Source organism: Brevundimonas sp. TWP3-1-2b1 (assembly GCF_049896165.1).
Classification (GTDB): Bacteria; Pseudomonadota; Alphaproteobacteria; order Caulobacterales; family Caulobacteraceae; genus Brevundimonas; species Brevundimonas subvibrioides_B.
This window is the reverse complement of the sequence record NZ_JAFCTT010000003.1, coordinates 238,819-260,937: the sequence shown is the minus strand read 5'-3', so window position 1 is coordinate 260,937 and position 22,119 is coordinate 238,819. Positions and strand designations below refer to the sequence as shown.

Annotated in this window: 19 protein-coding genes; 8 read left to right on the top strand and 11 right to left on the bottom strand. The window is 68.4% G+C overall.

The window, feature by feature from the left end; all coding sequences use genetic code 11:
- Window positions 1-349 precede the first annotated feature (349 nt).
- Complete coding sequence (locus ACP7AB_RS04700; protein WP_425992151.1) at window positions 350-2,470, bottom strand: M13 family metallopeptidase; 2,121 nt, start codon at window positions 2,468-2,470, stop codon at window positions 350-352.
- A gap of 165 nt (window positions 2,471-2,635) precedes the next feature.
- Here ACP7AB_RS04700 and ACP7AB_RS04695 point away from each other — a divergent pair, with 165 nt between their 5' ends.
- Both ACP7AB_RS04695 and ACP7AB_RS04690 read left to right on the top strand, forming a co-directional pair.
- On the top strand, window positions 2,636-4,483 hold the full coding sequence (locus ACP7AB_RS04695) for a cation:proton antiporter (RefSeq protein ID WP_425992149.1): 1,848 nt from the start codon (window positions 2,636-2,638) through the stop codon (window positions 4,481-4,483).
- Window positions 4,484-4,668: 185 nt separating this feature from the next.
- Window positions 4,669-5,319, top strand: coding sequence for a TetR/AcrR family transcriptional regulator (locus ACP7AB_RS04690; RefSeq protein ID WP_425992147.1), 651 nt, complete (start codon window positions 4,669-4,671; stop codon window positions 5,317-5,319).
- A 15-nt stretch (window positions 5,320-5,334) separates the two neighbouring features.
- Here the strand turns inward: ACP7AB_RS04690 and ACP7AB_RS04685 are convergent, their stop codons facing one another.
- Window positions 5,335-6,447 (bottom strand): Rieske 2Fe-2S domain-containing protein, encoded by a 1,113-nt coding sequence (locus ACP7AB_RS04685; protein ID WP_425992145.1) that lies wholly within the window; start codon window positions 6,445-6,447, stop codon window positions 5,335-5,337.
- Window positions 6,448-6,579: 132 nt separating this feature from the next.
- On the opposite strand from ACP7AB_RS04685, the gene ACP7AB_RS04680 reads away from it, so the two are divergent.
- The 3 genes from ACP7AB_RS04680 to ACP7AB_RS04670 all read left to right on the top strand — a co-directional run bounded on the left by ACP7AB_RS04680 (window position 6,580) and on the right by ACP7AB_RS04670 (window position 10,409).
- On the top strand, window positions 6,580-7,554 hold the full coding sequence (locus tag ACP7AB_RS04680) for an alpha/beta fold hydrolase (protein ID WP_425992143.1): 975 nt from the start codon (window positions 6,580-6,582) through the stop codon (window positions 7,552-7,554).
- On the top strand, window positions 7,551-8,174 hold the full coding sequence (locus ACP7AB_RS04675; protein ID WP_425992141.1) for a class I SAM-dependent DNA methyltransferase: 624 nt from the start codon (window positions 7,551-7,553) through the stop codon (window positions 8,172-8,174). The genes ACP7AB_RS04680 and ACP7AB_RS04675 overlap by 4 nt, the downstream gene beginning before the upstream one ends.
- 135 nt (window positions 8,175-8,309) lie before the next feature.
- On the top strand, window positions 8,310-10,409 hold the full coding sequence (locus ACP7AB_RS04670; protein ID WP_425992139.1) for a transglycosylase domain-containing protein: 2,100 nt from the start codon (window positions 8,310-8,312) through the stop codon (window positions 10,407-10,409).
- Window positions 10,410-10,586: 177 nt separating this feature from the next.
- Here ACP7AB_RS04670 and ACP7AB_RS04665 read toward each other — a convergent pair whose 3' ends face one another.
- The 3 genes from ACP7AB_RS04665 to ACP7AB_RS04655 form a co-directional block, all read right to left on the bottom strand.
- Window positions 10,587-11,312 (bottom strand): M48 family metallopeptidase, encoded by a 726-nt coding sequence (locus ACP7AB_RS04665; protein ID WP_425992137.1) that lies wholly within the window; start codon window positions 11,310-11,312, stop codon window positions 10,587-10,589.
- On the bottom strand, window positions 11,266-12,546 hold the full coding sequence (locus tag ACP7AB_RS04660) for a polyhydroxyalkanoate depolymerase (RefSeq protein ID WP_425992135.1): 1,281 nt from the start codon (window positions 12,544-12,546) through the stop codon (window positions 11,266-11,268). The genes ACP7AB_RS04665 and ACP7AB_RS04660 overlap by 47 nt, the downstream gene beginning before the upstream one ends.
- Window positions 12,547-12,759: 213 nt before the next feature.
- Complete coding sequence (locus tag ACP7AB_RS04655) at window positions 12,760-13,383, bottom strand: SCO family protein (RefSeq protein ID WP_425992133.1); 624 nt, start codon at window positions 13,381-13,383, stop codon at window positions 12,760-12,762.
- Between the two features lie 49 nt (window positions 13,384-13,432).
- Here ACP7AB_RS04655 and ACP7AB_RS04650 point away from each other — a divergent pair, with 49 nt between their 5' ends.
- Both ACP7AB_RS04650 and ACP7AB_RS04645 read left to right on the top strand, forming a co-directional pair.
- The gene (locus ACP7AB_RS04650; RefSeq protein WP_425992131.1) at window positions 13,433-14,911 is read left to right on the top strand and encodes an ActS/PrrB/RegB family redox-sensitive histidine kinase; all 1,479 of its coding nucleotides are present in this window, start codon (window positions 13,433-13,435) and stop codon (window positions 14,909-14,911) included.
- A 122-nt stretch (window positions 14,912-15,033) separates the two neighbouring features.
- The gene (locus ACP7AB_RS04645; protein WP_425992193.1) at window positions 15,034-15,579 is read left to right on the top strand and encodes an ActR/PrrA/RegA family redox response regulator transcription factor; all 546 of its coding nucleotides are present in this window, start codon (window positions 15,034-15,036) and stop codon (window positions 15,577-15,579) included.
- 273 nt (window positions 15,580-15,852) lie between these two features.
- Here the strand turns inward: ACP7AB_RS04645 and mmcB are convergent, their stop codons facing one another.
- From mmcB to thpR, 3 genes are read right to left on the bottom strand one after another with little or no spacing between them, the layout of a single operon-like run.
- Complete coding sequence (gene mmcB, locus ACP7AB_RS04640) at window positions 15,853-16,308, bottom strand: DNA repair putative endonuclease MmcB (protein ID WP_425992129.1); 456 nt, start codon at window positions 16,306-16,308, stop codon at window positions 15,853-15,855.
- A gap of 31 nt (window positions 16,309-16,339) precedes the next feature.
- Window positions 16,340-16,837 (bottom strand): GNAT family N-acetyltransferase, encoded by a 498-nt coding sequence (locus ACP7AB_RS04635; protein ID WP_425992191.1) that lies wholly within the window; start codon window positions 16,835-16,837, stop codon window positions 16,340-16,342.
- Between the two features lie 53 nt (window positions 16,838-16,890).
- Window positions 16,891-17,427, bottom strand: a complete 537-nt coding sequence (thpR, locus tag ACP7AB_RS04630; protein WP_425992127.1) for an RNA 2',3'-cyclic phosphodiesterase — start codon at window positions 17,425-17,427, stop codon at window positions 16,891-16,893.
- A gap of 149 nt (window positions 17,428-17,576) precedes the next feature.
- On the opposite strand from thpR, the gene ACP7AB_RS04625 reads away from it, so the two are divergent.
- Window positions 17,577-18,326, top strand: coding sequence for a Bax inhibitor-1/YccA family protein (locus ACP7AB_RS04625; RefSeq protein ID WP_425992125.1), 750 nt, complete (start codon window positions 17,577-17,579; stop codon window positions 18,324-18,326).
- 77 nt (window positions 18,327-18,403) lie between these two features.
- On the opposite strand, the gene ACP7AB_RS04620 is transcribed toward ACP7AB_RS04625, so the two are convergent.
- The 3 genes from ACP7AB_RS04620 to ACP7AB_RS04610 all read right to left on the bottom strand — a co-directional run bounded on the left by ACP7AB_RS04620 (window position 18,404) and on the right by ACP7AB_RS04610 (window position 22,084).
- Window positions 18,404-18,745: a DUF2794 domain-containing protein gene (locus ACP7AB_RS04620; RefSeq protein WP_425992123.1), complete on the bottom strand. Its 342-nt coding sequence runs from the start codon at window positions 18,743-18,745 to the stop codon at window positions 18,404-18,406.
- 519 nt (window positions 18,746-19,264) lie between these two features.
- Window positions 19,265-20,608: a trypsin-like peptidase domain-containing protein gene (locus ACP7AB_RS04615; protein WP_425992121.1), complete on the bottom strand. Its 1,344-nt coding sequence runs from the start codon at window positions 20,606-20,608 to the stop codon at window positions 19,265-19,267.
- 30 nt (window positions 20,609-20,638) lie between these two features.
- Window positions 20,639-22,084 (bottom strand): ATP-binding protein, encoded by a 1,446-nt coding sequence (locus tag ACP7AB_RS04610; protein WP_425992119.1) that lies wholly within the window; start codon window positions 22,082-22,084, stop codon window positions 20,639-20,641.
- Window positions 22,085-22,119: the final 35 nt, after the last annotated feature.

Here is a 22,119-nt window from a genome sequence, read left to right as displayed (position 1 = left end):
CGCTGATCGAAGGCGTTTCGGGGAGGAAACGTCCGCTCCTTAGAGAGCGTGAAAGCCCGCTGCGATGTATCCCCCGCAGCGGGCTTTTTCACGTCTGGAGGTTGGCGCGACGCCTTCCAGTCTCTCCGTCATCCTCGGGGCGCGCAGCGAACCCGAGGACCCAGCTACGTGATAGCGACGGGCGCGCCTCCCGCCCGGAATGCTGGGTCCTCGGATCTCCGCTTCGCTTCGTCCAAGGATGACGGAGGTGGGGGCGAGGGGGCGCATGAAAAAGGCCGGAGCGGTGAGCTCCGGCCTCTTGGTCATCCTGGCGACCTTGATCGTCGCCCTTGGTCGGTTTGGCGCCCGCCTACCAGATGCGAACCCGCTCTTCCGGCGCCAGGTAATAGTGCGTGCCCGGCTGGACCTCGAAGGCCTCGTACCAGGCGTCCACATTGCGCAGCGGGCCGATGACGCGGAACTCGTCGGGCGAGTGCGAGTCGGTGGCGATGCGGTTCTTGAGGGCGTCCTCGCGCGACTTCGACTGCCAGACCTGGGCCCAGCCGAGGAAGAAGCGCTGGTCGCCGGTGAAGCCGTCCAGAACCGGAGCCTCGGCGCCGTTCAGGGACAGTTGATAGGCCTCCAGACCCACGGCCACGCCCGAGGCGTCGCCGATGTTCTCACCCATGGTCAGGCCCGGATTGATGAAGTGGCCGGGCAGGGGCTCATAGGCGCCGTACTGGGCGCCCAGACGGGTGGTCAGGGCGTTGAAGGCTGTCGCATCGGCCGGGGTCCACCAGTCGCGCAGCACGCCGTCGCCGTCCGACTTGCGGCCCTGATCGTCAAAGCCGTGGCCGATCTCGTGGCCGATCACCGCGCCGATGCCGCCATAGTTGATGGCCGGGTCGGCCTCCGGGTCGAAGAACGGCGGTTGCAGGATCGCCGCCGGGAAGACGATCTCGTTGTTGGTCGAGTTGTAATAGGCGTTCACCGTCTGGGGCGTCATGCCCCACTCGGTCTTGTCGACCGGCGCATTCAGGCGGGCGAGGTCGTATTCCCAGCGGAAGCGGCTTGCCCGCTCGCCGTTGCCGAACAGGTCGTCGGCGCGGACCTCCAGATCCGAATAGTCGCGCCAGCGGTCGGGATAGGCGATCTTGACGGTGAACTTGGCCAGCTTGGTCTGGGCCGCCGCCTTGGTCTCGGCGCTCATCCAGCTGTAGCCCTCGATGCGCTGGCTCAGCGCCGTGCGCAGGTTGGCGACCAGCTGTTCCATCCGGGCCTTGGATTCGGCCGGGAAATATTCGGCCACATACTGGCGGCCGACCGCTTCGCCCAGGGCGCCGTCGGCGAAGCTGATGCCGCGCTTGTCTCGGCTGCGCTGTTCCAGGGCGCCCGACAGTTCACGCGAGCGGAACTCCCACTGGGCGTCCGAGAACCGCTGCGACAGGCGAGGCGCGGCGCGGTCCACGGTCTGGAAGGCCTGCCAGGCCTGCAGCGTCGCGACCGGCGTCTCGGCATAGATGGCGGCGATCTTCGGCAGGGCTGTGTTCTGGCGCACGATCAGGCGCGGAATGTCGCCCAGGCGCGCGGCTCCGAAATAGCCGGCCCAGTCGAAGCCCGGCGCGTCGGCGGCCAGACGCTGGATCGTATATTCGTTGTAGGTCCTGTCGCGGTCGCGGCTCTCGGCCGGGGTCCAGTGGGCCTCGGCGATCTTCGTTTCCATGGCCACGATGGCGGCGGCGGTCCCCGCGGGATCGGCCCAGCCGATCATCTCCAGCATCTGGGCCACATAGGCCTCGTACTTCACCTTCTTCTCGGCGAAGAGCGGCGACAGATAGTAGTCGCGGTTGGGAAGGCCGAGACCCGACTGGCTGGTCGAGACGACGTAGCGGTCCGGGTCCTTCTGGTCGGTCGTGATCCCGGTGCCGAAGAAGGAGCCGCCCAGTCCGCCGATCGTCTGGCCCATATAGGCGGCCAGGGCCTCATGGCTGTCGGCGGCGCGGATGGCGGTCAGGAAGGGCTGCAGCGGCCGGGCGTCGAGCGCCTCGATCCGGGCCGTGTCCATATAGGACCGATAGGCGTCGGCGATCTTCTGCTCGTCTGTGCCGGCCTGCAGGTCAGTGCGGGCGACCAGGGTGTCGATCATCGCCTTGACCCGGTTGTCCGACAGCTCGCGCAGCAGGCCGAAGGAGATGCCGTAGCTGGAGCGGTCCGCCGGGATCACCGTGCGATCCAGGGCCAGGCCGTTGGCGAAGCGGTTGAAATTGTCTCCCGGCGACACCGACCGGTCCATGCCGGAGGCGTCGAAGCCCCAGGTCCCGTAGTGCGGCGTCTCGGTGCCGCGATAACCGGTGAAGGCGGCATCGCCCTCCTGGAAGATCGACTGGATGGTGCAGGCCTCGTCGATACAGCCGTGGTCGTGGTCCTGGGCGGAGGCGGCGGCCGGCAGCAGGAGCGCGCCGAGGGCCGCGCCGATAAGCAGAGACTTCATGAGGATTTCCTGGGGTTTCGGATCGTCGCCGCGCCGTTGTCGCGCGCTCGGCGCGGACCCTACGCCCGGCCCACGGGCTGTCGCCTTAAAAAAAGTTCATGAAACCCGGCTCGGCGCTCGCCACGCTGCGCCTTTAAGGTGACGATCACTCATCGAGGAGATCGAATGGCAGGCGGGCACGGCGGCGGCGATTACAAGGACCTGGTCGTGTTCCTGGCGGCGGCGGGGGTGGTCGTACCCCTGTTCAATCGCTGGAAGATCAGCCCCGTGCTGGGCTTCCTGGCGGCGGGCGTGCTGCTGGGGCCGGACGGGCTCGGCCGGTTCGCGGACGTGGTCCCCTGGCTGTCCTGGCTGACCATCGACGACGCCGACCAGCTGGCCCAGTTGTCGGAACTGGGCGTCGCCTTTCTGCTGTTCATGATAGGGCTGGAGCTGTCCTGGGAACGGCTGAAGGCGATGCGCCGGCTCGTCTTCGGCTTCGGCCTGATGCAGGTCGTCCTCTGTTCCGCCGTTCTGGCCGGGGGCTTCATCCTGCTGGGCCAGCCCCTGGCGGGCTCAGCGGTTCTGGGCATGGGACTGGCGCTGTCGTCCACGGCGGTCGTCCTGCCGGTCATGGCCGAAAGAAACCGCATGAAGGGCGCGGTCGGGCGGACGACCTTCGCCGCGCTCCTGGCCCAGGACCTGGCCGTCGCGCCGATCCTGATCACAGTCACCGTGCTGGCCACGCTGGCGATCAGCGGCGGAGACGTTCAGCCTGGCGTCCTCGGGCCGGCGCTGCTGACCCTCGCGCCCGCAGCCATCGGCCTGGGGCTCCTGGTCATGTTCGGCAGGCTGGCGCTGCGTCCCCTGTTCCGGTCGGTCGCCAAGAGCAGATCCAAATCCGGCGGCGGACGGCAGGAGCTGTTTGTCGCCCTGTGCTTGCTGATCGTGGTTGGCGCGGGTGTGGCGGCACAGGCGGCTGGATTGTCGATGAGCCTGGGGGCCCTTGTGGCCGGCCTGTTGCTTGCGGAGACGGAGTATCGCCGCGAGATCGAAGTCAACATCGAGCCTTTCAAGGGCCTGCTTCTGGGGGTGTTCTTCGTGGGGGTCGGAATCGGTCTCGATCTGGATGCGGTCGCCGCCAATCCTCTGGGTGTGTTCGGCCTGGCGCTGGCCATTATCGCGATCAAGGTCGGGCTGATCTTCGGGCTGGCCCGGCTGTGGGGTGTGGGCGCACGCTCGGCGATCGAGACGGCCCTGGTCCTGGGGCCTGCGGGCGAGTTCGCCTTTGTCATCCTGAATACCGGAATGGTGGAAGGTCTCGCCTCCCCGGCCTTCACCCAGAGCGTGCTGGTGTCCGCCACCATCAGCATGTTCGCCGTTCCGCTCATGGCGATGCTGGGACAGAGGCTGGCAGGCGCTCCTGCGAATTCCGTTCCTCTGGCCGGGGATCCGGCGCTCGGCCTGGGTCCGGTGCGCGATGTGGGGATGGTTGACGCCGCCGTCCTGATCGTCGGCTTCGGCCGCGTCGGTCGGCTGGTGGCCGAAATGCTCAAGGAGCACGGCCAGAGCTTCATCGCGGTGGACACCGATCCGGCCGCCGTGGCCGCCGGTCGACGCGACGGCTATGACGTCTCCTACGGCGACGCGGCCCGATCGGAGATGCTGTCCCTGTGCGGCATCGACACGATCAAGGCCCTGGTCGTCACCATGGACGCCCCGACCAAGGTCGACGATGTCGTGATCGCCGCCCGCGCCCTGCGCGACGATCTGATCGTCATCGCACGCGCCCGGGACGACCGCCATGCGGCGCGCCTCTATGGCCTGGGCGTGACTGACGCGGTGCCGGAGACCACCGAAGCCAGCCTTCAGCTGGCGGAGAACACCCTGGTCGACCTGGGCGTGCCGATGGGGCTCGTCCTGGCCTCGATCCACGAGCGTCGCGACAAATACCGGGCGGTGTTCCAGGCGGCGATCCCCGAGGCCCGGCGCAATCGCAAGACCCGGGCGCTCCGGGCCGGCCCCAGGCCTTAACCAGAAACACGACCCATTTTGGTCATCGTTCCGTGATGAAAGCGCGCCTCTCCCGGGGCTCGGCGTTGCACGGGTCGCTATCTCACGTCCGTATCCGTGACGTGACCGACCCAGTGTCTGCCCCTTCTGTCCATCTCCTTCGCGGACCCCCGCCGTGAAGCGTCAGCCACAGAGTATTCGTGTTCATGCGTGAGTCCGCGTCGACCGCCACCCCCTCCAACCTCGAAGCGCAGCCCCGGCTGAATCGCCGCCAGGCCGCCAAGGTGCGCACGCGCCAGAAGGTTCTGGACGCCGCTCGCGGCCTGTTCGCGGAGCGCGGCTACGATCCCGCCACCATCCGCGACATCGCCAAGGGCGCGGGCATGTCCACCGGCGCGGTGTTCGCCAACTTCCAGGACAAGGCTGAACTGTTTGAGGCCGTCCTGACCGAGGACATGGCCGGTCTGGGCCAGGTCATGCTCAACGGCGCAGGCAACGGCTCGACCCGTGATCGCCTCGTCAACGCCCTGACCGCCGGCTACCACGGCTCGATCGACCAGCTGCCGCTGTTCCAGGCCATCGTCGCCCGCTCGTGGTTCCAGCCCGTCGCCGCCGAGACCCGCCAGCGCGCCGCGACGCAAGGCTTGACCGACGTCATCTCCGACATCCTGCGCGCCGGGATCGGCGCCGGCGAGATCAGGCAGGACGCCGATATCGCCCTGCTGACCGAGCTGACCTGGGACGCCTATCTGTCGAACTACCGCCGTGCCGCCTATGACGGCTGGACCGTGGACCAGCTGGCCGGCCATATCGGCCGCCAGGTCGACACCCTGCTGGCCGGCGTCAGCACGAAATAGTCCCGGGAAGAGCCTTCAGCTCTTCCACTTCAAAATGGCCGGCTTGACCGGATTGGAGAAGCCGCGCCCCTCAGCGCGGCTTTTCTGCCATTCGCGCTTGAGCTGCTGGTACCATTTCGCCTGTCTGTCGGCGTCGTCGATCCAGATCAGGGCGGGGTCGTAGCGCAGCCCCTCGTTCTGCAGGTTCACCATCCCGCCGTCCTGCTTCAGGAAGGCGGAGACTCCCATCCTCAGGAAGGGCCTGGCGAGACCGAACACCCAGTGGTCGGACCAGAAGATCTGGGTGATCCGCGTCTTCGTTTCCGTCACCGGCGTAAGGCAGGTCAGGGCCAGGACCTGTTTTTCCCCCACCTGGATATGTTCCCAGCGATAGCCCGGGAGGCGGAAACTAATCTCCGTGGCGGGCGCCCCGCCCAGGATCCTGTAGGCGCGCGAGTTCGACGACGGCGCGTGACGGACCATGGCGAAGCCGAGCTCCCGCGGCTCGAAGGCCTTGGACTTCTCGTGCATCGACTGCTCGGAGCGCCACCACCATTGCTGATGCACATAGGGCCCATGGGCGGGGTCCATCAGGCCGACGACCGCGTGGTCGATATGGCTGTCGAAATCCATCCACTCGACCAGTTTCGCCTCCCCGCCGACGACGCCGGGGAAGGTCGGCGGCGGATGATCGGGCTCGGCGTCCGAGCGGGGATCGGCGTGGACGAAGACGAACACCATCCCCTGGCTCTCGACCACCGGATAGGACCGCACCCGGACCCGTTCGACCTCGAACGGTTGTTCGTCCACCAGCGACGGGATGGCGGCGCAGACCCCGTCGGTGCGGAAGCGCCAGCCATGGTAGCAGCACTCGACCGTCTCGGGCTCGCCCGGCTTCTGCACCAGACGGCCGGCCGACAGGGGCGCGGCGCGGTGCGGACAGATGTCGCGCATCGCATAGACCTGACCCGCGCGCGTCCGCCCGACCAGCACCGGCTCGCCCAGCAGTTCGTGGCGCGTCAGCGAGGCCTCTGCGACATCGCGCGACAAGGCGACGAAATACCAGGTGTCCAGCACGAACCCCTTGCCGAAGGCTGCGGGCGGGGCTTTCGCCTCGGGAACGGCGGCGGGGCTTTCGGCAGGGTTCATGGGCGTCAGTCTAGACGTCGCCGGAGCTTTCGTCATTCTCCCGCCTTGCCGAACGCATCCGATGTCGCCAACTGCGACGACTAGGGTCGGAAAGGCCGGCGCATCGTCCGGCCAAAGTCAGGAAGACGCATCATGGACAGCCAGATACTCACCGGCCTCGTCGCCGCCCTCGGCCTCCTGGCCAATTTCGCCGGTGTCGGCGATGCCCGCGCCGAGGACATGATGGAGTCCCTGAGCCAGGACGGTCATGCCCAGCACGCCGACCACAGCCATCACCACGCCGACTTCGAGTCGACCCGCATGCACGTCCGCGTGGACGGCGAAACCGGCCCGGGCGTGCGCGACATCATCCTGATTCCCGGCCTCAGCTCCTCGCCGGAGGTGTGGCAGGGCACGGTCGATCATCTGGGCAGCGGATGGCGCGTCCACCGCATCCATATCCAGGGCTTCGCCGGCGCGCCGGTCGAGGGCAACGCCGAGGGACCCGTCGCCGCGCCCGTGGCCGAGGAAATCGCCCGCTACATCTCCGAACAGGGCCTGGATAGGCCGGTGGTCGTCGGCCATTCGATGGGCGGCACGATCGGCATGATGCTCGCCGCCCGCCATCCGGACGCGGTCGGCAAGCTGATGGTCGTCGACATGGTGCCCTTCATGGGGGCCATGTTCGGCGCGCCCGGCGCCACGGCCGAGAGCATCGCGCCTGTCGCCGAGCAGGTCTATCAGGGCATGGCGACCGCCGCCCCCGCCGACTACTACGCCCGCGGCGCCGCCTCGATTACCGGCATGATCAACACGGAATCGAAGCGCGCCGGTCCGCTGGAAGACGGGGCGACCAGTGACCAGCAGGTCTCCTCGCGCTCGTTCCGGGAATTGATCCTGACCGACCTGCGGCCCGAACTGGCCCGCATTACAGCCCCGACCGAGGTCCTGTACGTGAAGTTCAACGACGCCCGGATGACCAACGAGATCACCGACATGATCTACCAGGCCTCCTTCGCCGGCCTGCCGGGCGTGGCGTTGAAGCGGATCGACGACAGCGCCCACTTCATCTTCCTGGACCAGCCCGAGGCCTTCCATGCCCGGCTGGACGCCTTCCTCGCCGAATGAGCGATCCGGTCGCCCCCGGCGTCTTCGATGCTGCGGCCGACATCGTCGACCTCTACGATCGGCGGTCCAGCGACTGGATCGCCGATCGCGGCACGGTTCTGAACGACGCCGACCGGCTCTGGCTGGATCGCTTCATCGCCTCTCTGGAGCCGGGCGACACGGTGCTCGACGTCGGCTGCGGCTCGGGGCGGCCGATGGCGGCGGCCCTGCTGGATCGAGGGTTCCCGGTCACGGGCGTGGACTCCTCGGCCCGGCTCGCCGCCCACGCGGCGGCCGACCTGCCGGCCGGCCGTTTCCTTCAGGCCGACATGCGCACGCTGAAGCTCGGCCAGACCTTCGCTGGCGTTCTCGCCTGGCACAGCCTGTTCCATCTCTCGCCCGAGGATCAGCGGCTGGCCCTGCCAGCTCTCCTGGCCCACTGCGCGCCGAGGTCTGTGGTGATGTTCTCGTCCGGCCCTCGCCTCGGCCACGCCATGGGCGAATGGCGAGGCGAGCCCCTTTATCACGGCAGTCTGGAGCCCGAGGCCTACGAAGCGGAACTCGCCGGGCACGGGTTTTGGATTGAACCCGGCCTCCGGGCGGACGACGGCTCGGTCTGGCTCGCCCGTCGCGATGGATGATCGTTAAGACCCGCGCCATCGTTTCGGCCGAAAGGACCATCACGCTGACGTGAAGTCTTCACGCGCCGTTCACCACAACGGCGTTTTGGTAGGCGATGCGAACGGCTATGACGGCCGGGGTTTCTGAGGATGTCGATGGCCGGTCCGGGGTTCGGAAACAGGAATGCGGGCGGCGGGGCCAGACCGGCGCGCACCCGGCTGCAGCAGGTCCTCTACTGGGGCTCGGTGCTGGCCGTCTGGGGCGTCATCTTCCTGGTGGTCTTCTTCGCCGTCTTCGCGCGCGGATTGCCGGACACCTCGGCCCTCTACGGCATCGATCGCCAGCCCTCGATCACCTATCTGGACCGGAACGGCGCCCTGATCGCCACGCGCGGCTCGCAGCAGGCGCCGCCCGCCGATCTCGAGGCCCTGCCCGACTATGTTCCGGCCGCCTTCATCGCCATCGAGGACCAGCGCTTCTACTGGCATCCGGGGTTCGATCCGATCGGCATGACCCGGGCCATGGCGGCCAATATGCGCGCCGGCCGGATTGTCCAGGGCGGTTCGACCCTGACCCAGCAACTGGCCAAGAACCTGTTCCTGACTCCTGACCAGAACCTGCGCCGCAAGGTGCAGGAACTGATGCTGGCCGTCTGGCTGGAGATGAAATTCTCCAAACAGGAGATCCTCGCCCTCTATCTCAACCGCGTCTATTTCGGCGCCGGCGCCTATGGCATCGAGGCCGCATCGCAACGCTATTTCGACAAGGGCGCCAAGGACCTGACCGTCGGCGAGGCCGCGCTTCTGGCCGGCCTGCTGAAGGCTCCGTCGCGCTACTCGCCGGTCTCGGAGCATGAGCGCGCCGCCGCTCGCGCCACGGTCGTTCTGGACGAGATGGCGCAGTCCGGGGTGATCACGCCCGAACAACGCGCCGCCGCCGTGCTGGAGCCGGTCCGCGTGTCGCGGACGCTGGCGACCCAGCACGCCCAGTATTTCGTCGACTGGCTCGACAAGGAGATCCGCGGCCTCGTCGGCGAGCCGACCGAGGACATGATCGTCGAGACGACCCTGGACCTGACCCTGCAGACGGCGGCCGAACGCAATGTCCGCCGCATTCTCGATCGCGACGCCTCGCGCGGCGTGGAGCAGGCGGCCCTGGTGGCCCTGGACGGCGACGGCCGGGTGCGCGCCATGATTGGCGGCGCCTCCTATGCGGACAGCCAGTTCAACCGCGCCGTCGACGCTCGCCGTCAGGCCGGCTCGGCGTGGAAACCCTTCGTCTATCTGGCGGCCATGGAGGCCGGCTATACGCCGCAGACCCCGGTGGTCGACGAGCCTGTCCGTATCGGCAACTGGAGCCCGCGCAACTACTCCGGCACCTTCGCTGGCGAGATGACCTTGGCCCAGGCCGTGGCCCAGTCGACCAATACGGTCGCCGCCTATGTCGCCGACCAGATCGGTCGCGACAGCGTGGCCCGGGCCGCGCGCCGCCTCGGCATCTCCTCACGCATCGGACTGGAGCCGGCCATGGCCCTGGGGGCCGTCGAGGTCTCGCCGATCGACATGGCCACCGCCTATGACGCCTTCGCCAATGGCGGCCGTCGGGTCGAGGCCTATGGCATCAGCCGCATCCGCACCCCCCAGGGCCGGGTCATCTATCAGCGCGGCGCCCGCGACGCGGCGGCCGGTCAGGCGATCAACAATCCGTCGCTCTACTATATGAACCAGATGCTGCGGGGCGTGGTGACGAGCGGCACGGCCCGGTCGGCGGCGATCTCCGGCCGCGACATCGCGGGCAAGACGGGCACGACCTCGGACTACAAGGACGCCTGGTTCGTCGGCTACACCGGCGGCTTCGTCACCGCCGTCTGGGTCGGCAAGGACGACAACACCGCCATGCGCGGCGTGACCGGCGGTGCGGCCCCGGCGGCGATCTGGAAGGGCTTCATGGAGGCGGCCCTGCCGCGCCTGAACGTCCAGCCGATTCCTAACGGCCCGCCCATGCCCGACGGCTGGGTCGCACCTGACCCGATCGGCGACCTGATCGGCGACGCGGAGGACCCTTACGGCGATTCCACCGTCCTGCCGGGCGGTGTCGACCCGAACCAGGGCGAGCCCTATGATCCGCGCGCGCCCGTCGCGGAACCCCGCCGCGACCCCGCGCCCGTCGAGCGTCCCCGGCGCGACGACCCGCCGGACCAGCGCCCCGAACCCGAGGCTCGGCCGGAAAAAGAGAACAACCCGCTGTTCTTCTGAGTCTTCAGAGGCAGATGCGCTGCTTTCCCTCCCCCTCGGGGGAGGGTGGTCGCGAAGCGACCGGGTGGGAACGGCTGGCGATGCGATGAAGCTGTTGATGTTTGGCTCGCTCGGCCGCCCCCACCCGACCTCGCCTTCGGCTCAGCCACCCTCCCCCAGGTGGGAGGGAGAACAGGCCTACCGCCCCACGGCGTGCAGCGCCGCCCCGTGGTCGCGCAGCCAGGCGCGGAACGGACGATGGTCGCCGACCAGCCCCTTGACCACCGACCAATAGGCCGGGCTGTGGTCGGCATGGACCAGGTGGGCCACCTCGTGGGCGGCCAGATAGTCGAGCACCTCGGGCGGGGCCATGATCACCCGCCAGGAATAGCGGATCGAGCGCGACACCGGACTGCACGAACCCCAGCGAGACGCCGGGTCATTGATGGTCAGGGTCACGGGGCTCTGGCCCAGGGCACGAAGATGGAAATCGGTTTGGGTCTGGAGCGCTTCTCGCGCCGCCCGCTTCAGCAGGTTGACGACGCGCCGGGCGAACGCTTCGCCCTCGCCGCCCGAAACGATGCGCAGCCCGTCCGGGCCTTCCACCAGCCGAGCCGCCCCCGCGCCGCCCGCAGCCTCCAGCGGGACCGTGCCGCCGCGATAGGGAATGACTGCGCCGGGTTCGATCGCCGTGCCACCGGGCCGCGCCGCCAGCCGCTCGGCGATCCAGGCCGACTTGGTGCGCGCGAAAGCCACCGCATCGGCCAGCCGCCGCTCCGACGGGGCGATGGCCACGGCCTCACCCTTGCGCGTATCGATGCGGATCGAGATGCGCCGGGCGCGCGGATTGACGCTCAGGCGAAGGGCGTGGCCGCCCTCAAGCGGCAGCCGCTGACCGGTCTGGTACTGCGCAGAGCTTTTCATTGGCCGCGATGAAGTCCCGGGTGCGGGTGTAGATCTCCTCGCGGAACCGCCGCCCGTTGAAGACGCCGTAGTGGCCGACGTCCGGCTGGACGTAAAGCACCCGTCGGTCGTCGGGGATGTTGGTGCACAACGTATGCGCGGCCTGGGTCTGGCCCACGCCTGAGATATCGTCCTTTTCGCCCTCGACGGTCATCAGGCCGATGTCGGTGATCTTCGTCAGATCGACCGGTGCGCCCCGATGCTCCAGCAGGCCGCGTGGCAGCAGGTGCGACTGGAAGACGATGTCGATGGTCTGGAGATAGAACTCCTCGGTCAGGTCCAGGACCGACAGATATTCGTCGTAGAATTCCTCGTGCTTCTCCACCTCGTCGCCATCGCCGGCGACCAGGTGGCGGAAATACTCCCGGTGGGCGTCGGTGTGTCTCTGCTCGTTCATGGACATGAAACTGTAGAGCTGGACGAAGCCCGGGTAGACCTCCCGGCCGAAGCCCGGGTAGGGCCAGGGCACGGTGTGGATCATGTTCGACTGGAACCAGGCGAACGGCTTGGCCTCGGCCAGCTGGTTCGTCACCGTCGGCGACAGGCGCGCGTCGATCGGTGAGCCCATGAAGGTCATGGAGGCCGGGCGGTTCGGATCGTTTTCGGCGGCCATGATGGCGGCGGCGGCCAGCACAGGCGGGCCGGGCTGACAGACGCCGACGACGTGGGCGCGCGGGCCGATCTGGGCCAGCATGGTGCGGACGTGGTCGATGTAGTCGTGGAAGTCGAAACGGCCTTCCAGCATCGGCACCTGACGGGCGTTGACCCAGTCGGTGACATAGACGTCGTGATCCTGAAGGAAGGTCTCGACCGTGCCGCGCAACAGGGTCGCGTAGTGCCCGGACAGAGGCGCGACGATCAGCACGCTGGGCGCCGCGACCGGCTTCCTGGCCCGCTTCAGGTCGCCGACGTTGCGCGCGAACCGCACCAGGCGAACCCAGGGGCTCTGCCAGATGACCTGTTCGGTGGTGCGCACCGGCTGGTTGTTGATGGTGACGACCTCGAGGCCCCAGGCCGGCTTGCCGTAGCGGCGCGTGACGCTCTCGAACAGCTCGGCCGAGGCATAGGCCGTGCGTCCGACAGCCGTCTGCGAGGCCGGGTTAAAGGGCGAGGTCCAGAACTTGCGGGCGAACTGCGCCCCGAGCCGGAAAGGCTGCGCCGACTGATAGGCGAGCTCGTGGAGGGAGTAGAGCATGAAATCCTGTGATCGGCCCCGCCGAAGCGGTGATGCCATCATAGAACGCGCTGCACTGCAAAAGGATTTATATTCCTCCCCAAAGCGAAGCGCAGGGGGAGGGGGACCGCAGCGCCCTTGCGCTGGGGTGGAGGGGGCCGATCCAGACGCGGTGCGTGGGGCTGGCCCCTCCACCGCTTCGCGGTCGATGGCTCCCCCGATGGGGGAGGAATGTCAGCCCCGCGCCATGACCCGCTGGATCAGCTGGGCCGAGCGTTCCGGGCCCAGATCGTGGCCCAGGGCAGAGCGGAACTGGCCGTCGGGGCCCATCAGATAGACCGTCAGGGAGTGGTTCATCGTATAGTCCTCGCCGTCGCCGACCTTCTGGAAATAGGCGCGATAGACCTTGGCGGCGTCGGCGACCTGTTCCGGCGTGCCGGTCAGGCCGATGACGCCGGGCGGGAAGCCGTCGGACGACAGATAGTCCTTCAGCGCCCGGGGCGTGTCGCGCTCCGGGTCGATCGAGACGAACACGATCTGCAGGTTGTCGGCGGCCGACCCCAGCAGGGCGCGCGTCGCCTCCAGCGAGGTCAGGGTCGTGGGGCAGAAGTCCGGGCAGTAGGTGAAGCCGAAGAAGACCAGGCTCCAATGGCCGTCCAGCATCGTCTGGTCGACCGCCTGGCCGTCCTGGCTGACGAGCTGGAACGGACCGCCGACGGCCGGCTGACCCGTCGCGGTCCCCTCGGCGACGGCCTGGGCGCGGTCCCGTCCCGTGACGACGATCACCGTCACGGTCGCCAGAGCGATGGCGATGGCGCAACAGGCGCCGGCGAACAGGAAGATGGAACGGCGTGGCATCGTGTCTCTCCGGGCCGACAGGGGCGCGCGACCGGTCTATAGACGCCGTGTGAACCAGAGCGAAGTCCGTCCCGATCCCGACGCCTCCCCCGAGGACGTCATGTCGCAGTTTCCGCCGGCGCCGCCGAACTGGGCCAGTTTGCCGCGCCGCAGCCGGGGCCTGTCGCTCAGGACGCTGATCATCCTGCGCTGGCTGGCGATCGTGGGCCAGACGGCGACCCTGATCGTGCTGGACACGATGTTCCACTTCCCCCTGCCGCGATGGCAGTGCCTGCTGGTCATCCTGGCCAGCGTGATCGTGAACCTGCTGGCCATGGGTCGGCTGCAGAGAGTCGACAGCCGCCTGCCCGACGGGCGCCAGACCGGCATCCATCTGGGCTTCGACATCCTGCAGCTGTCGGCCCTGCTGGCCTTTACCGGCGGGCTGGAAAATCCCTTCTGCCTGCTTCTGGTCGCGCCGGTGACGGTGGCGGCCGCGTCCCTGCCGGGGCGTCAGGCCCTGACACTGGGCCTGATGGTGCTGGCCTCGACCACGGCCCTGTTCTTCTGGTCCATGCCCCTGCCCTGGCAAAACGGAGCGGATATCGACCTGCCGGTTCTCTACAAGTTCGGCATCGGTCTGGCCCTGACGACGGGGGTGGTGTTCACCGCCGCCTACGCCTGGCGGGTGGCAGCGGACGCCGAGAAACTGGAGCTGGCGCTGGCCACGACCCAGGACGTGCTTCAACGGGAACAGAGGCTGGCGGCGCTGGGCGGCCTGGCGGCGGCGGCGGCGCACGAGCTGGGCACCCCGCTGGCGACGATCCAGGTGGTGGCCAAGGAGCTGCTGCGCGCCTCGCCGGCCGACGGGCCGATCGCCGAGGACGCGCGCCTGATGCTGCAGCAGGCCGAACGCTGTCGCGAGATCCTCAAGCGGCTGTCGCAACGACCCGAGGACGGCGACCCCCTCTATACGGAGATCGGGCTGAAGGCCCTGCTGAACGAGGTGGTCGATCCGCATCTGGGCTTCGACCTCGACATCAAGGTGGCCGTCCACACGCGCGGGGGCCTGGCGGAGCCGCGCGTGAAGCGACTGGCGGAAGTGGTCCACGGCCTGTCCGCACTGGTCGAGAATGCGGCCGATTTCGCCGCCTCGACGGTCCGGGTCCGGGCGACGGCGGACGCACAGTGGATCACGGTCGAGGTCCTGGACGACGGCCCGGGCTTCGCTCCCGAGATCCTGCCGCGTCTCGGCGAGCCCTATGTGACCAGCCGTCCGCTCGGCAAGTCGCGTCAGGCCCTGGCCGCGCGACTGGCCGCCGCCGCACGACCGCCCCGGCGCGGCAAGACCCCTGCGCCGCCTCCGCCGGAGCCCGACATCGTTCCGAGCCAGGGCGGTATGGGGTTGGGCTTCTTCATCGCGCGGACCCTTCTGGAACGGACCGGCGGCAAGGTGATCGTCGGTCAGGGCGAGGGCGGGCCGGGGATCAACCGGGGCGCACGTGTCACCGTGCGCTGGGACCGTCGCGCGCTGGAACTGGTCCCGTGAGAACACGCCGGCCTGCGATCCATCGCCGCACCGCTTGACCCGTCGGCGCGGGAAGCCGACTTGGTGGGGCAGGAGAAACTCCCGCCATGACGACTGCCACCCCGCCTCTCAACTCCGGCAATATGGAAGACCGCATCGCCGGGCTCCCGGACCGTTCCCTGTTGCTGCTGGACGACGACCAGGCGCTGCGCACGCGTCTGGGCCGGGCGCTGGAGGCTCGTGGGTTCCAGGTGACCACGGCGGGATCGGTCGGCGAGGCGACCGAGCTCCTCCGGACCTATCAGCCGGCCTTCGCCGTGCTGGACATGCGGCTTGAGGACGGCAACGGCCTGAAGGTCGTCGAGGCCATTCGCGAGCGCCGCGACGACGCCCGTATCGTCATGCTGACCGGCTACGGCGCCATCGCCACGGCCGTGGCGGCGGTGAAGGCCGGGGCCGTCGACTATCTGTCCAAGCCCGCCGACGCCGACGACGTGGTCAAGGCCCTGCTCGCCACCGGCGACTCGCCCGAACCGCCCGAGAACCCGATGAGCGCCGACCGGGTGCGCTGGGAGCATATCCAGCGGGTCTACGAGCTGTGCGACCACAATGTCTCCGAGACTGCGCGCCGCCTCGGCATGCACCGCCGGACGCTGCAACGCATCCTGGCCAAGCGGGCTCCGAGGTAGGCTCAATCGGCATTCAGCGTTCCAGACGCTTGTCATCCCGGTCGCAGCGAAGCGGAGAGCCGGGACGCTGAACGCTGAGCGTCAGACTCCCGGAAATCGCGTCGGCGATTGTCCGGGAGAAAGCCCGACCGCCCTTTGCTGTCTCCCGGACAGCCGCTTCGCGTCTTCCGGGAGGGACGAACAGATGGCTTTTCGTCCCGGATAATCGCCAGCGCGATTTCCGGGATGACAAGGCCGAATGTCGATTGAATCCTGTTCTGCACCGCCCTCTCCCTATGGGAGAGGGTCTCGCACCGTCCGCATCGCCGCCAGACGCCCGAAGGCGATCGTCAGCGCCTTCCGCCTCGCCGGAGCCAGGGTCAGCACAGGCGCATCCCGCACCACGGCCCCGCCGAAAGCATCGGCGACGATCAGACCCGGCTCAGTCGGCAGCACCCCTTCCGGAAACTCGGGAGCCACCGCAAAGAAGAAGGCATCGCAGAAGGGGGCGTACTGCGGCCATTTGCGATCGACACGATAGTCCGCGATCCCCGACTTCACCTCGACGATGACGATGTCGCCCTTGCGTCCCAGAGCCATGACATCGGCGCGACGGCCGTTCGGCAGGCATACCTCCAGCAGCGGGGCATAGCCCATGTCGGCCAGCAGCCTCGCAGCCCCGCGCGTGACGCCCAGGGTGGTCTCCGGACGGCTGAAGACGAGTTCGAGATGAACAGCAGCGGCGGGCATCCGACACTTATGTTCCGGTTGCGTTCCGCCTTCAAGCCGTGAACCGCTTCCGGTTCACGGCCCATTCCGCTCTTGTCTGACCCCACAGATCGACGCAGGACTCCTCGAACGGCGGCGGCAGTCGACCCCGGCCGCGATTGGCCGAGCCCAGGCGCGCGGCCAGCTGTTGGGACGCGATATTGTCGGGATGGATGGAGTGGATGACGTCGTCCCAGCCCAGCACGTCGAAGGCGTAGTCCATGGTCGCCACGGCCGCCTCCAGCGCATAGCCCTTGCCCATGGCGTCCCTGTGCAGGCTCCAGCCCACTTCCGGCCCGGGCCAGCCGTGCGGGTTCCACGGGCCGATGCGGCCGATCCACTGGCCGGTCGATTTCTCGATCACCGAGAAGAAGCCTTCGCCGGTCAGGGCCCAGGCTCCGGCGACCGACATCAGGACCCGCCAGACCTCGGCCGGACTCTTGGGACCGCCGATGAAACGGGTCGTCTCGGCGTCGCCCTGGAAATCGCACCAGCGCGGGAAATCCTCCATCGCCGGCGGGCGCAGGATCAGGCGTTCGGTCTTGATCGTGGGGCCGGGCGCAGTCACAGCGGATACTCCCGTTCCAGTTCGTAGTGGCTGCCGTCGTCGCTCAGAACGCTGGAATACAGGCCGAAGCGATCGACGCGGATCGGCGGGGAATGCAGCAGGTTGTGGTTGGTGATCCAGGCCCCGATCCGGTCCGGATTGGTCTGGGTCTTCAGGTAGGCGAGGGTGAGGTGGGGGCGATAGAGTCGGGGCTCCATGGTGACGCCGGCGCGCTCGGCCGCCGACTTGCAGCGACCCGCGAGGACGTTGAGTCGCTCCGAAGGTTCCAGCCCCGCCCACAATGTGTGGCTGCGATGCGCATCGCCGAAGGCGCCCACGCCCTTCAGTTCGATATCGAAGACGCCGCCCGGGATCCGGGCCAGTTCGGCGGCCAGATCGTCGACGCGGCGCTCGTCCACACCGCCGTAGAAGGCCAGGGTAACGTGGAGCGCCTCGGCCCCCCGCCATTTTGCGCCGGGCAGGCCGGTCTGGCGGCGGCCGAGCGTCTCGGCCACGTCGAAGGGGATCGGAACGGCGGTGAACAGTCGCAGCATGCGACCGTTCGTAGCGGCTCGCGTGAAGGCCGGAAAGCGTCGGGAACCCCTGCGGCGATCGATCCCTTGCGCAGGGGGTCGCAGAGCCCGATATTTCCGGCTTCGGCGCCGGGAATTTCCCGTCGCCTCAATGGGAGAAGACACTCGCGATGAGCGACTTCAGAAACGGCTACTCGACGCCGGCTCCGGCCAAGGCCGACATGGCCGTGGACGCGGGCCTGCGCAGCTTCATGCTGGGCGTCTACAACAAGCTCGCCCTCGGCCTCGTGGTCGCCGGCGCCCTCGCCTACGCCACCGGCAATGTGCCGGCGGTGCAGCAACTGCTGTTCGCCGTGGGACCTGACGGTCGCGTCGGCATGACGGTGCTGGGCATGATCGTCCAGTTCCTGCCTCTGGTGCTGCTGTTCGGCTCGATGTTCTTCATGAAGAACCCCACGGCCGGCGGCGTGAACCTGCTGTACTGGGCCGTCGTCGCCTCGATCGGCGCGGGGCTGGGCGTCCTGTTCCTGCGCTATACGGGCGGTTCGATCGCCTCCACCTTCTTCGTGACGGCCGCCGCCTTCGGCGCGCTGAGCCTGATCGGCTACACGACCAAGAAGGATCTGACGGCCATGGGGTCGTTCCTGATCATGGGCGTGATCGGCCTGATCATCGCCTCGGTCGTGAACATGTTCATGCAGTCGGGGACGATGGCCCTGATCATCTCGGGCTTGGGCGTGCTGATCTTCTCGGGTTTGATCGCCTACGACACCCAGCGTCTGAAGATGACCTACTACCAGCTTGGCGGCGATCACGCGGCGATGGGCGTGGCCACCGGCTTCGGCGCGCTGAGCCTGTTCATCAACTTCGTGAACCTGTTCCAGTTCCTGCTGGCCTTCATGGGCGGTAACCGGAACTAGGCTCAGGCCGCGAGCCTCCGCAAGGCGCGCACAGGCTGAACAATCGAAAGCCCCGGTCGAAAGGCCGGGGCTTTTTGCTATTCCACCACCTGGAATTTGCGGCTGTCGAAGACGCGCAGCACCTGCGGCAGCTCGCGACCGCGCTTCAGGACGACGCCGCCCTCGCCGATGACCGACCACTGGCCCTGGCGGGTCTGGAGCGCCGGGCGTTTCTCGATGCGATAGGCGGGGGCGTCGCCGGAGCGGCGGAAGACGGCGAACTCGGCCGCCTCCCTGCCCCCGACCATGGCATAGTCGCGCCATTCGGCCTGGGCCACCATGCGGCCGTAGACCCGAAGGATCAGGTCCAGCTCGCGCCGCTCGAAGAAGACGGACGACGGTTGCGGACCGCCTTCAGCGGAGGAGGAATCGAAGGTCATTGCAATCAATCTAGGCGCGGTTCGGACAAACGCCAGCGCCGCCCGACGCCTCGCCTGACCAACAAATTATCCACGACACGAAATGGCCCCGTTTCGGTCCTTCGTCGGCCCGGTTGGACAGCGAAACAGTGAGCGTCGGCCTGACGGAGTTCGGAAGCGTCCCGGATCCTGAACAGCCCCCCCAGCCCCCCTGGATGTTGCCGTATTTAGGCTTCGCCAGGCCGACGCTTCCTCCAAAGCGAGACGCCCGTCCTGCCTCCCTCCCCCCTCCGGCAAGGCGGGCGTTTTACTGTGTGGCGCGTAGCGCCACACAGCATTGTTGTTTGGGCGCTATCGCTCGCGACGCGGTCGCTCACTGCTTGAGCGCGGGCTTACCCATACTCCGTGCACCCCGGCGAAGGCCGGGGTCCAGATCACGGACTCGGTCAGCAGGGATCACGCACTGGTCTTCACCACGACCATCGGCATTCGCCGTCTGGACCCCGGCCTTCGCCGGGGGGCACGGATCGAGAAGCCGCCTCAGTCCGCCGCGGGGATGACGATCTCGACCTCTTCGCCACTGCGCTGGACCGTCAGGGTCGCGCCACCGCCGGTGCCGAGCGCACGCCCCAGCTCCGAAAAGCCCGTCACCGACATGCCGTTGGCGGCGGTGACCAGGTCGCCGGCGCGCAGGTCCTGCTGGGCCGCAGCTGAACCGCCCTCGACCGCCACGACCAGGGCGCCCGATGCGCTGATCCCGTCAGAGGACTTCACGTCGCGGAAATTGGCGCCGTAGGCCTGGAGCGAGGTCGAGCCGACCTGGACCGGATCGGTCGACAGGACCTCGACGTTCAGCGCCGTGGTCGCCTCGTGCCCGTCGCGCAAATAGACGAGAGCGATCCGGGTTCCCGGAGGTGCGATGCCCACCGTGGCCTGCACCGAGCCGGCGTTGGCGACCGGGCGGTTCTGGATGCGGGTGATGATGTCGCCGCGCTGCAGGCCGGCGCGCTCGGCCGGAGAGCCGGGCAGGACATCCTCGACGATGGCGCCGCGCACGAAGCCGAGGCCCGCCTCGACAGCGCGCTCGGCGTTCAGCGAGCCCAGGGTCGCGCCGATGCGGCCGCGCGTGACCTCGCCGTTGGCGCGCAGTTGTTCGACCACGAACAGCAGGATGCGGGTCGGGACGGCGAAGGCGATGCCGTCGTTTCCGCCACCGATGTCGCCCGACAGGATCGAGGTGTTGATGCCGATCAGCCGGCCCCGGCTGTCCAGCAGCGGCCCGCCCGAATTGCCCGAGTTCACGGCCGCGTCGGTCTGGATATAGTCCTCGACCGCGTCGCCCATGCCGGACCGGCCGAGGCCCGAGATCACGCCCATGGTCAGGGTCTGGTCGAGGCCGAGCGGATAGCCGACCGCGAAGGCTAGGTCGCCCGTACGCAGGGTGTCGGAATCCACCGTCTCCACCTGCGACAGGCCCGGGGCGCGGATCTGCAGGACCGCGATATCCGTCGCCTTGTCGGACCCGATCAGGGTGGCGTCGACCAGACGTCCGTCGGTCATGTCGACGCGGAATTTCTGACCGTCCTCGATGACGTGATGGTTGGTGACGATGATGCCGTTGGCGGCGTCGATGATGACGCCGGAGCCGCTGGAGACGGGGGTTGGTTCAGTCTCGCCGGTGGTCGGCCCCGCCGACATGCCGAGCGTCGTCACCTGGACCACAGCCGGCAGGGACCGCTCCAGCCCGGTCGCGAAGCTGAACACGCCGCGGCGGCTGTCGTAGGGGATGGGGAACTCCGGCGCGGTCTGGGCCTGGGCGACGCCGCCGACGGCGCCGAGCAGCGTCAGGGCGAGGGCCGAACCGGTCAGGAGGCGAAGGCGCATCATGGTGTATCCCCAATGGTTGGTCGGAGCCTAGCGTGAGAACCTTGCCGTGACGATGGCTCCGGGGCGCGCGTCATCAATCGTCATCCGGCCGCCGTGGCGACGCAGGATCGCCCGCACGAAGGCCAGTCCCATGCCATGACTGTCCTTGGCGCGCGGCATGGCGGGCTGGCTGCCGGACATGCCGGGCCCCTGATCGCCGACCGACAGGCACGGACCCTCATCGCATTCCCAGGCGCGCAGGGTCACAACGCCGCCGTCGGGCGAGAACTTCACCGCATTGTCGACGAGGTTGGCCACGGCGCGCTGCAGCAGGGACCGCACGCCCAGCACCGAGACCGGCTCCCCCTCGGCGACGATCCGGATGTCGCGGATGTCGGCGATGGGCTGATAGAGTTCCACCGCCGCCTCGGCCAGCACATCCAGCCGCACGCTCTCGAACAGCCAGGCCTCGCCGTCGCGCAGCGCCATGGCCTCGTTCATGGCCCGGGTGATCTCGGCGATGTCCCGCCCCGCCGCCTCGCCCAGCCGCTTCCGCTCGACCGGATCCTCGGTCTCCATCAGCTTGTCGAGACGGACGGAGGCGCGGGCCAGCGGGGTCCGGAAATCGTGCGCCAGCTGGTCGGCGGAATCGCGCAGCCAGCTCAACAGTTCTTCCAGCCGGTCCAGGGTACGGTTCACCTGGTTTGACAGCTGCGTCAGCTCCGGCGCCACAGCCACATCGGGCGCGCGGCGCGAGAAGTCGCCCAGGGCGGCGCGGTCCAGCACCAGGCTGACCTCGGCGATGGCGCTGGTCAGGCGCTGGCGGGCGAACAGGGCCGCGGTGAGGCCGGACACCAGGATCAGGGCGCCGGTCAGGGCCACCGCCAGGACCGCCCAGCGCCAGGCGACACCGGCCGGATCGACCACCCGGCCGACGATGATGGACAGCGACCCGATCGGCCGCTTGACCACGATGACGTCGACGCTGCGCGTCAGGCAGAGCTGGCCGGCCTCGAGCCGGATCAGGAAGACGCCGTCGCCCAGCCGCGTCATCCGCTCGGCCCGCACGGTCTCCAGCGCCAGCAGCCCGGCCGGCTTGCCGACCGGGGCGCGGATGAAGCGCACGCCCGCCCCGCCCTGGCCGGTGCGACAGGTCTGTTCCAAAGTTGTGACATTCCGGGTCGGCCCGTCCTGGAAGGCGCTGAGGAAGGCCGACATATAGGCGGCATCGCCCTCGGTCATGGCCGAGGCGTCCATTGAGGTGTCGGCCGGCAGCTTCGACGCCATGGCGCCGAAGTCGTCGAGCGCCGACAGGGCCGCCTGCTGGCGCTGGTCCAGCCGCGCCGCCTGCCCGGTCACCACCAGCGATCCGGTCAGGGCGACGGCCGCCAGGATGGCCAGACCGGAGGCGAGCTGGGTCAGGGTCCGGCGCGCCATCCAGGCCATGAGGCCGGACGGCTGGATCCTTTTCCAGATCGCGGCCAGTCGACTCAAAGGCTCACCCATTTCCCAAGGCGTGACCCGGGCGC

What these genes read in the sequence shown, in the direction of transcription:
- ACP7AB_RS04645 (WP_425992193.1), top strand. Translation starts at nt 15,034, where the DNA reads ATGGAAGACCGCATCGCCGGGCTCCCGGACCGTTCCCTGTTGCTGCTG.
- ACP7AB_RS04635 (WP_425992191.1), bottom strand. Translation starts at nt 16,837, where the DNA reads ATGGAGGATTTCCCGCGCTGGTGCGATTTCCAGGGCGACGCCGAGACG.
- ACP7AB_RS04615 (WP_425992121.1), bottom strand. Translation starts at nt 20,608, where the DNA reads ATGCGCCTTCGCCTCCTGACCGGTTCGGCCCTCGCCCTGACGCTGCTC.
- ACP7AB_RS04665 (WP_425992137.1), bottom strand. Translation starts at nt 11,312, where the DNA reads ATGAAAAGCTCTGCGCAGTACCAGACCGGTCAGCGGCTGCCGCTTGAG.
- ACP7AB_RS04685 (WP_425992145.1), bottom strand. Translation starts at nt 6,447, where the DNA reads ATGAACCCTGCCGAAAGCCCCGCCGCCGTTCCCGAGGCGAAAGCCCCG.
- ACP7AB_RS04675 (WP_425992141.1), top strand. Translation starts at nt 7,551, where the DNA reads ATGAGCGATCCGGTCGCCCCCGGCGTCTTCGATGCTGCGGCCGACATC.
- ACP7AB_RS04695 (WP_425992149.1), top strand. Translation starts at nt 2,636, where the DNA reads ATGGCAGGCGGGCACGGCGGCGGCGATTACAAGGACCTGGTCGTGTTC.
- ACP7AB_RS04700 (WP_425992151.1), bottom strand. Translation starts at nt 2,470, where the DNA reads ATGAAGTCTCTGCTTATCGGCGCGGCCCTCGGCGCGCTCCTGCTGCCG.
- ACP7AB_RS04670 (WP_425992139.1), top strand. Translation starts at nt 8,310, where the DNA reads ATGGCCGGTCCGGGGTTCGGAAACAGGAATGCGGGCGGCGGGGCCAGA.
- ACP7AB_RS04680 (WP_425992143.1), top strand. Translation starts at nt 6,580, where the DNA reads ATGGACAGCCAGATACTCACCGGCCTCGTCGCCGCCCTCGGCCTCCTG.
- ACP7AB_RS04660 (WP_425992135.1), bottom strand. Translation starts at nt 12,546, where the DNA reads ATGCTCTACTCCCTCCACGAGCTCGCCTATCAGTCGGCGCAGCCTTTC.
- ACP7AB_RS04625 (WP_425992125.1), top strand. Translation starts at nt 17,577, where the DNA reads ATGAGCGACTTCAGAAACGGCTACTCGACGCCGGCTCCGGCCAAGGCC.
- thpR (WP_425992127.1), bottom strand. Translation starts at nt 17,427, where the DNA reads ATGCTGCGACTGTTCACCGCCGTTCCGATCCCCTTCGACGTGGCCGAG.
- ACP7AB_RS04620 (WP_425992123.1), bottom strand. Translation starts at nt 18,745, where the DNA reads ATGACCTTCGATTCCTCCTCCGCTGAAGGCGGTCCGCAACCGTCGTCC.
- ACP7AB_RS04655 (WP_425992133.1), bottom strand. Translation starts at nt 13,383, where the DNA reads ATGCCACGCCGTTCCATCTTCCTGTTCGCCGGCGCCTGTTGCGCCATC.
- ACP7AB_RS04690 (WP_425992147.1), top strand. Translation starts at nt 4,669, where the DNA reads ATGCGTGAGTCCGCGTCGACCGCCACCCCCTCCAACCTCGAAGCGCAG.
- mmcB (WP_425992129.1), bottom strand. Translation starts at nt 16,308, where the DNA reads ATGCCCGCCGCTGCTGTTCATCTCGAACTCGTCTTCAGCCGTCCGGAG.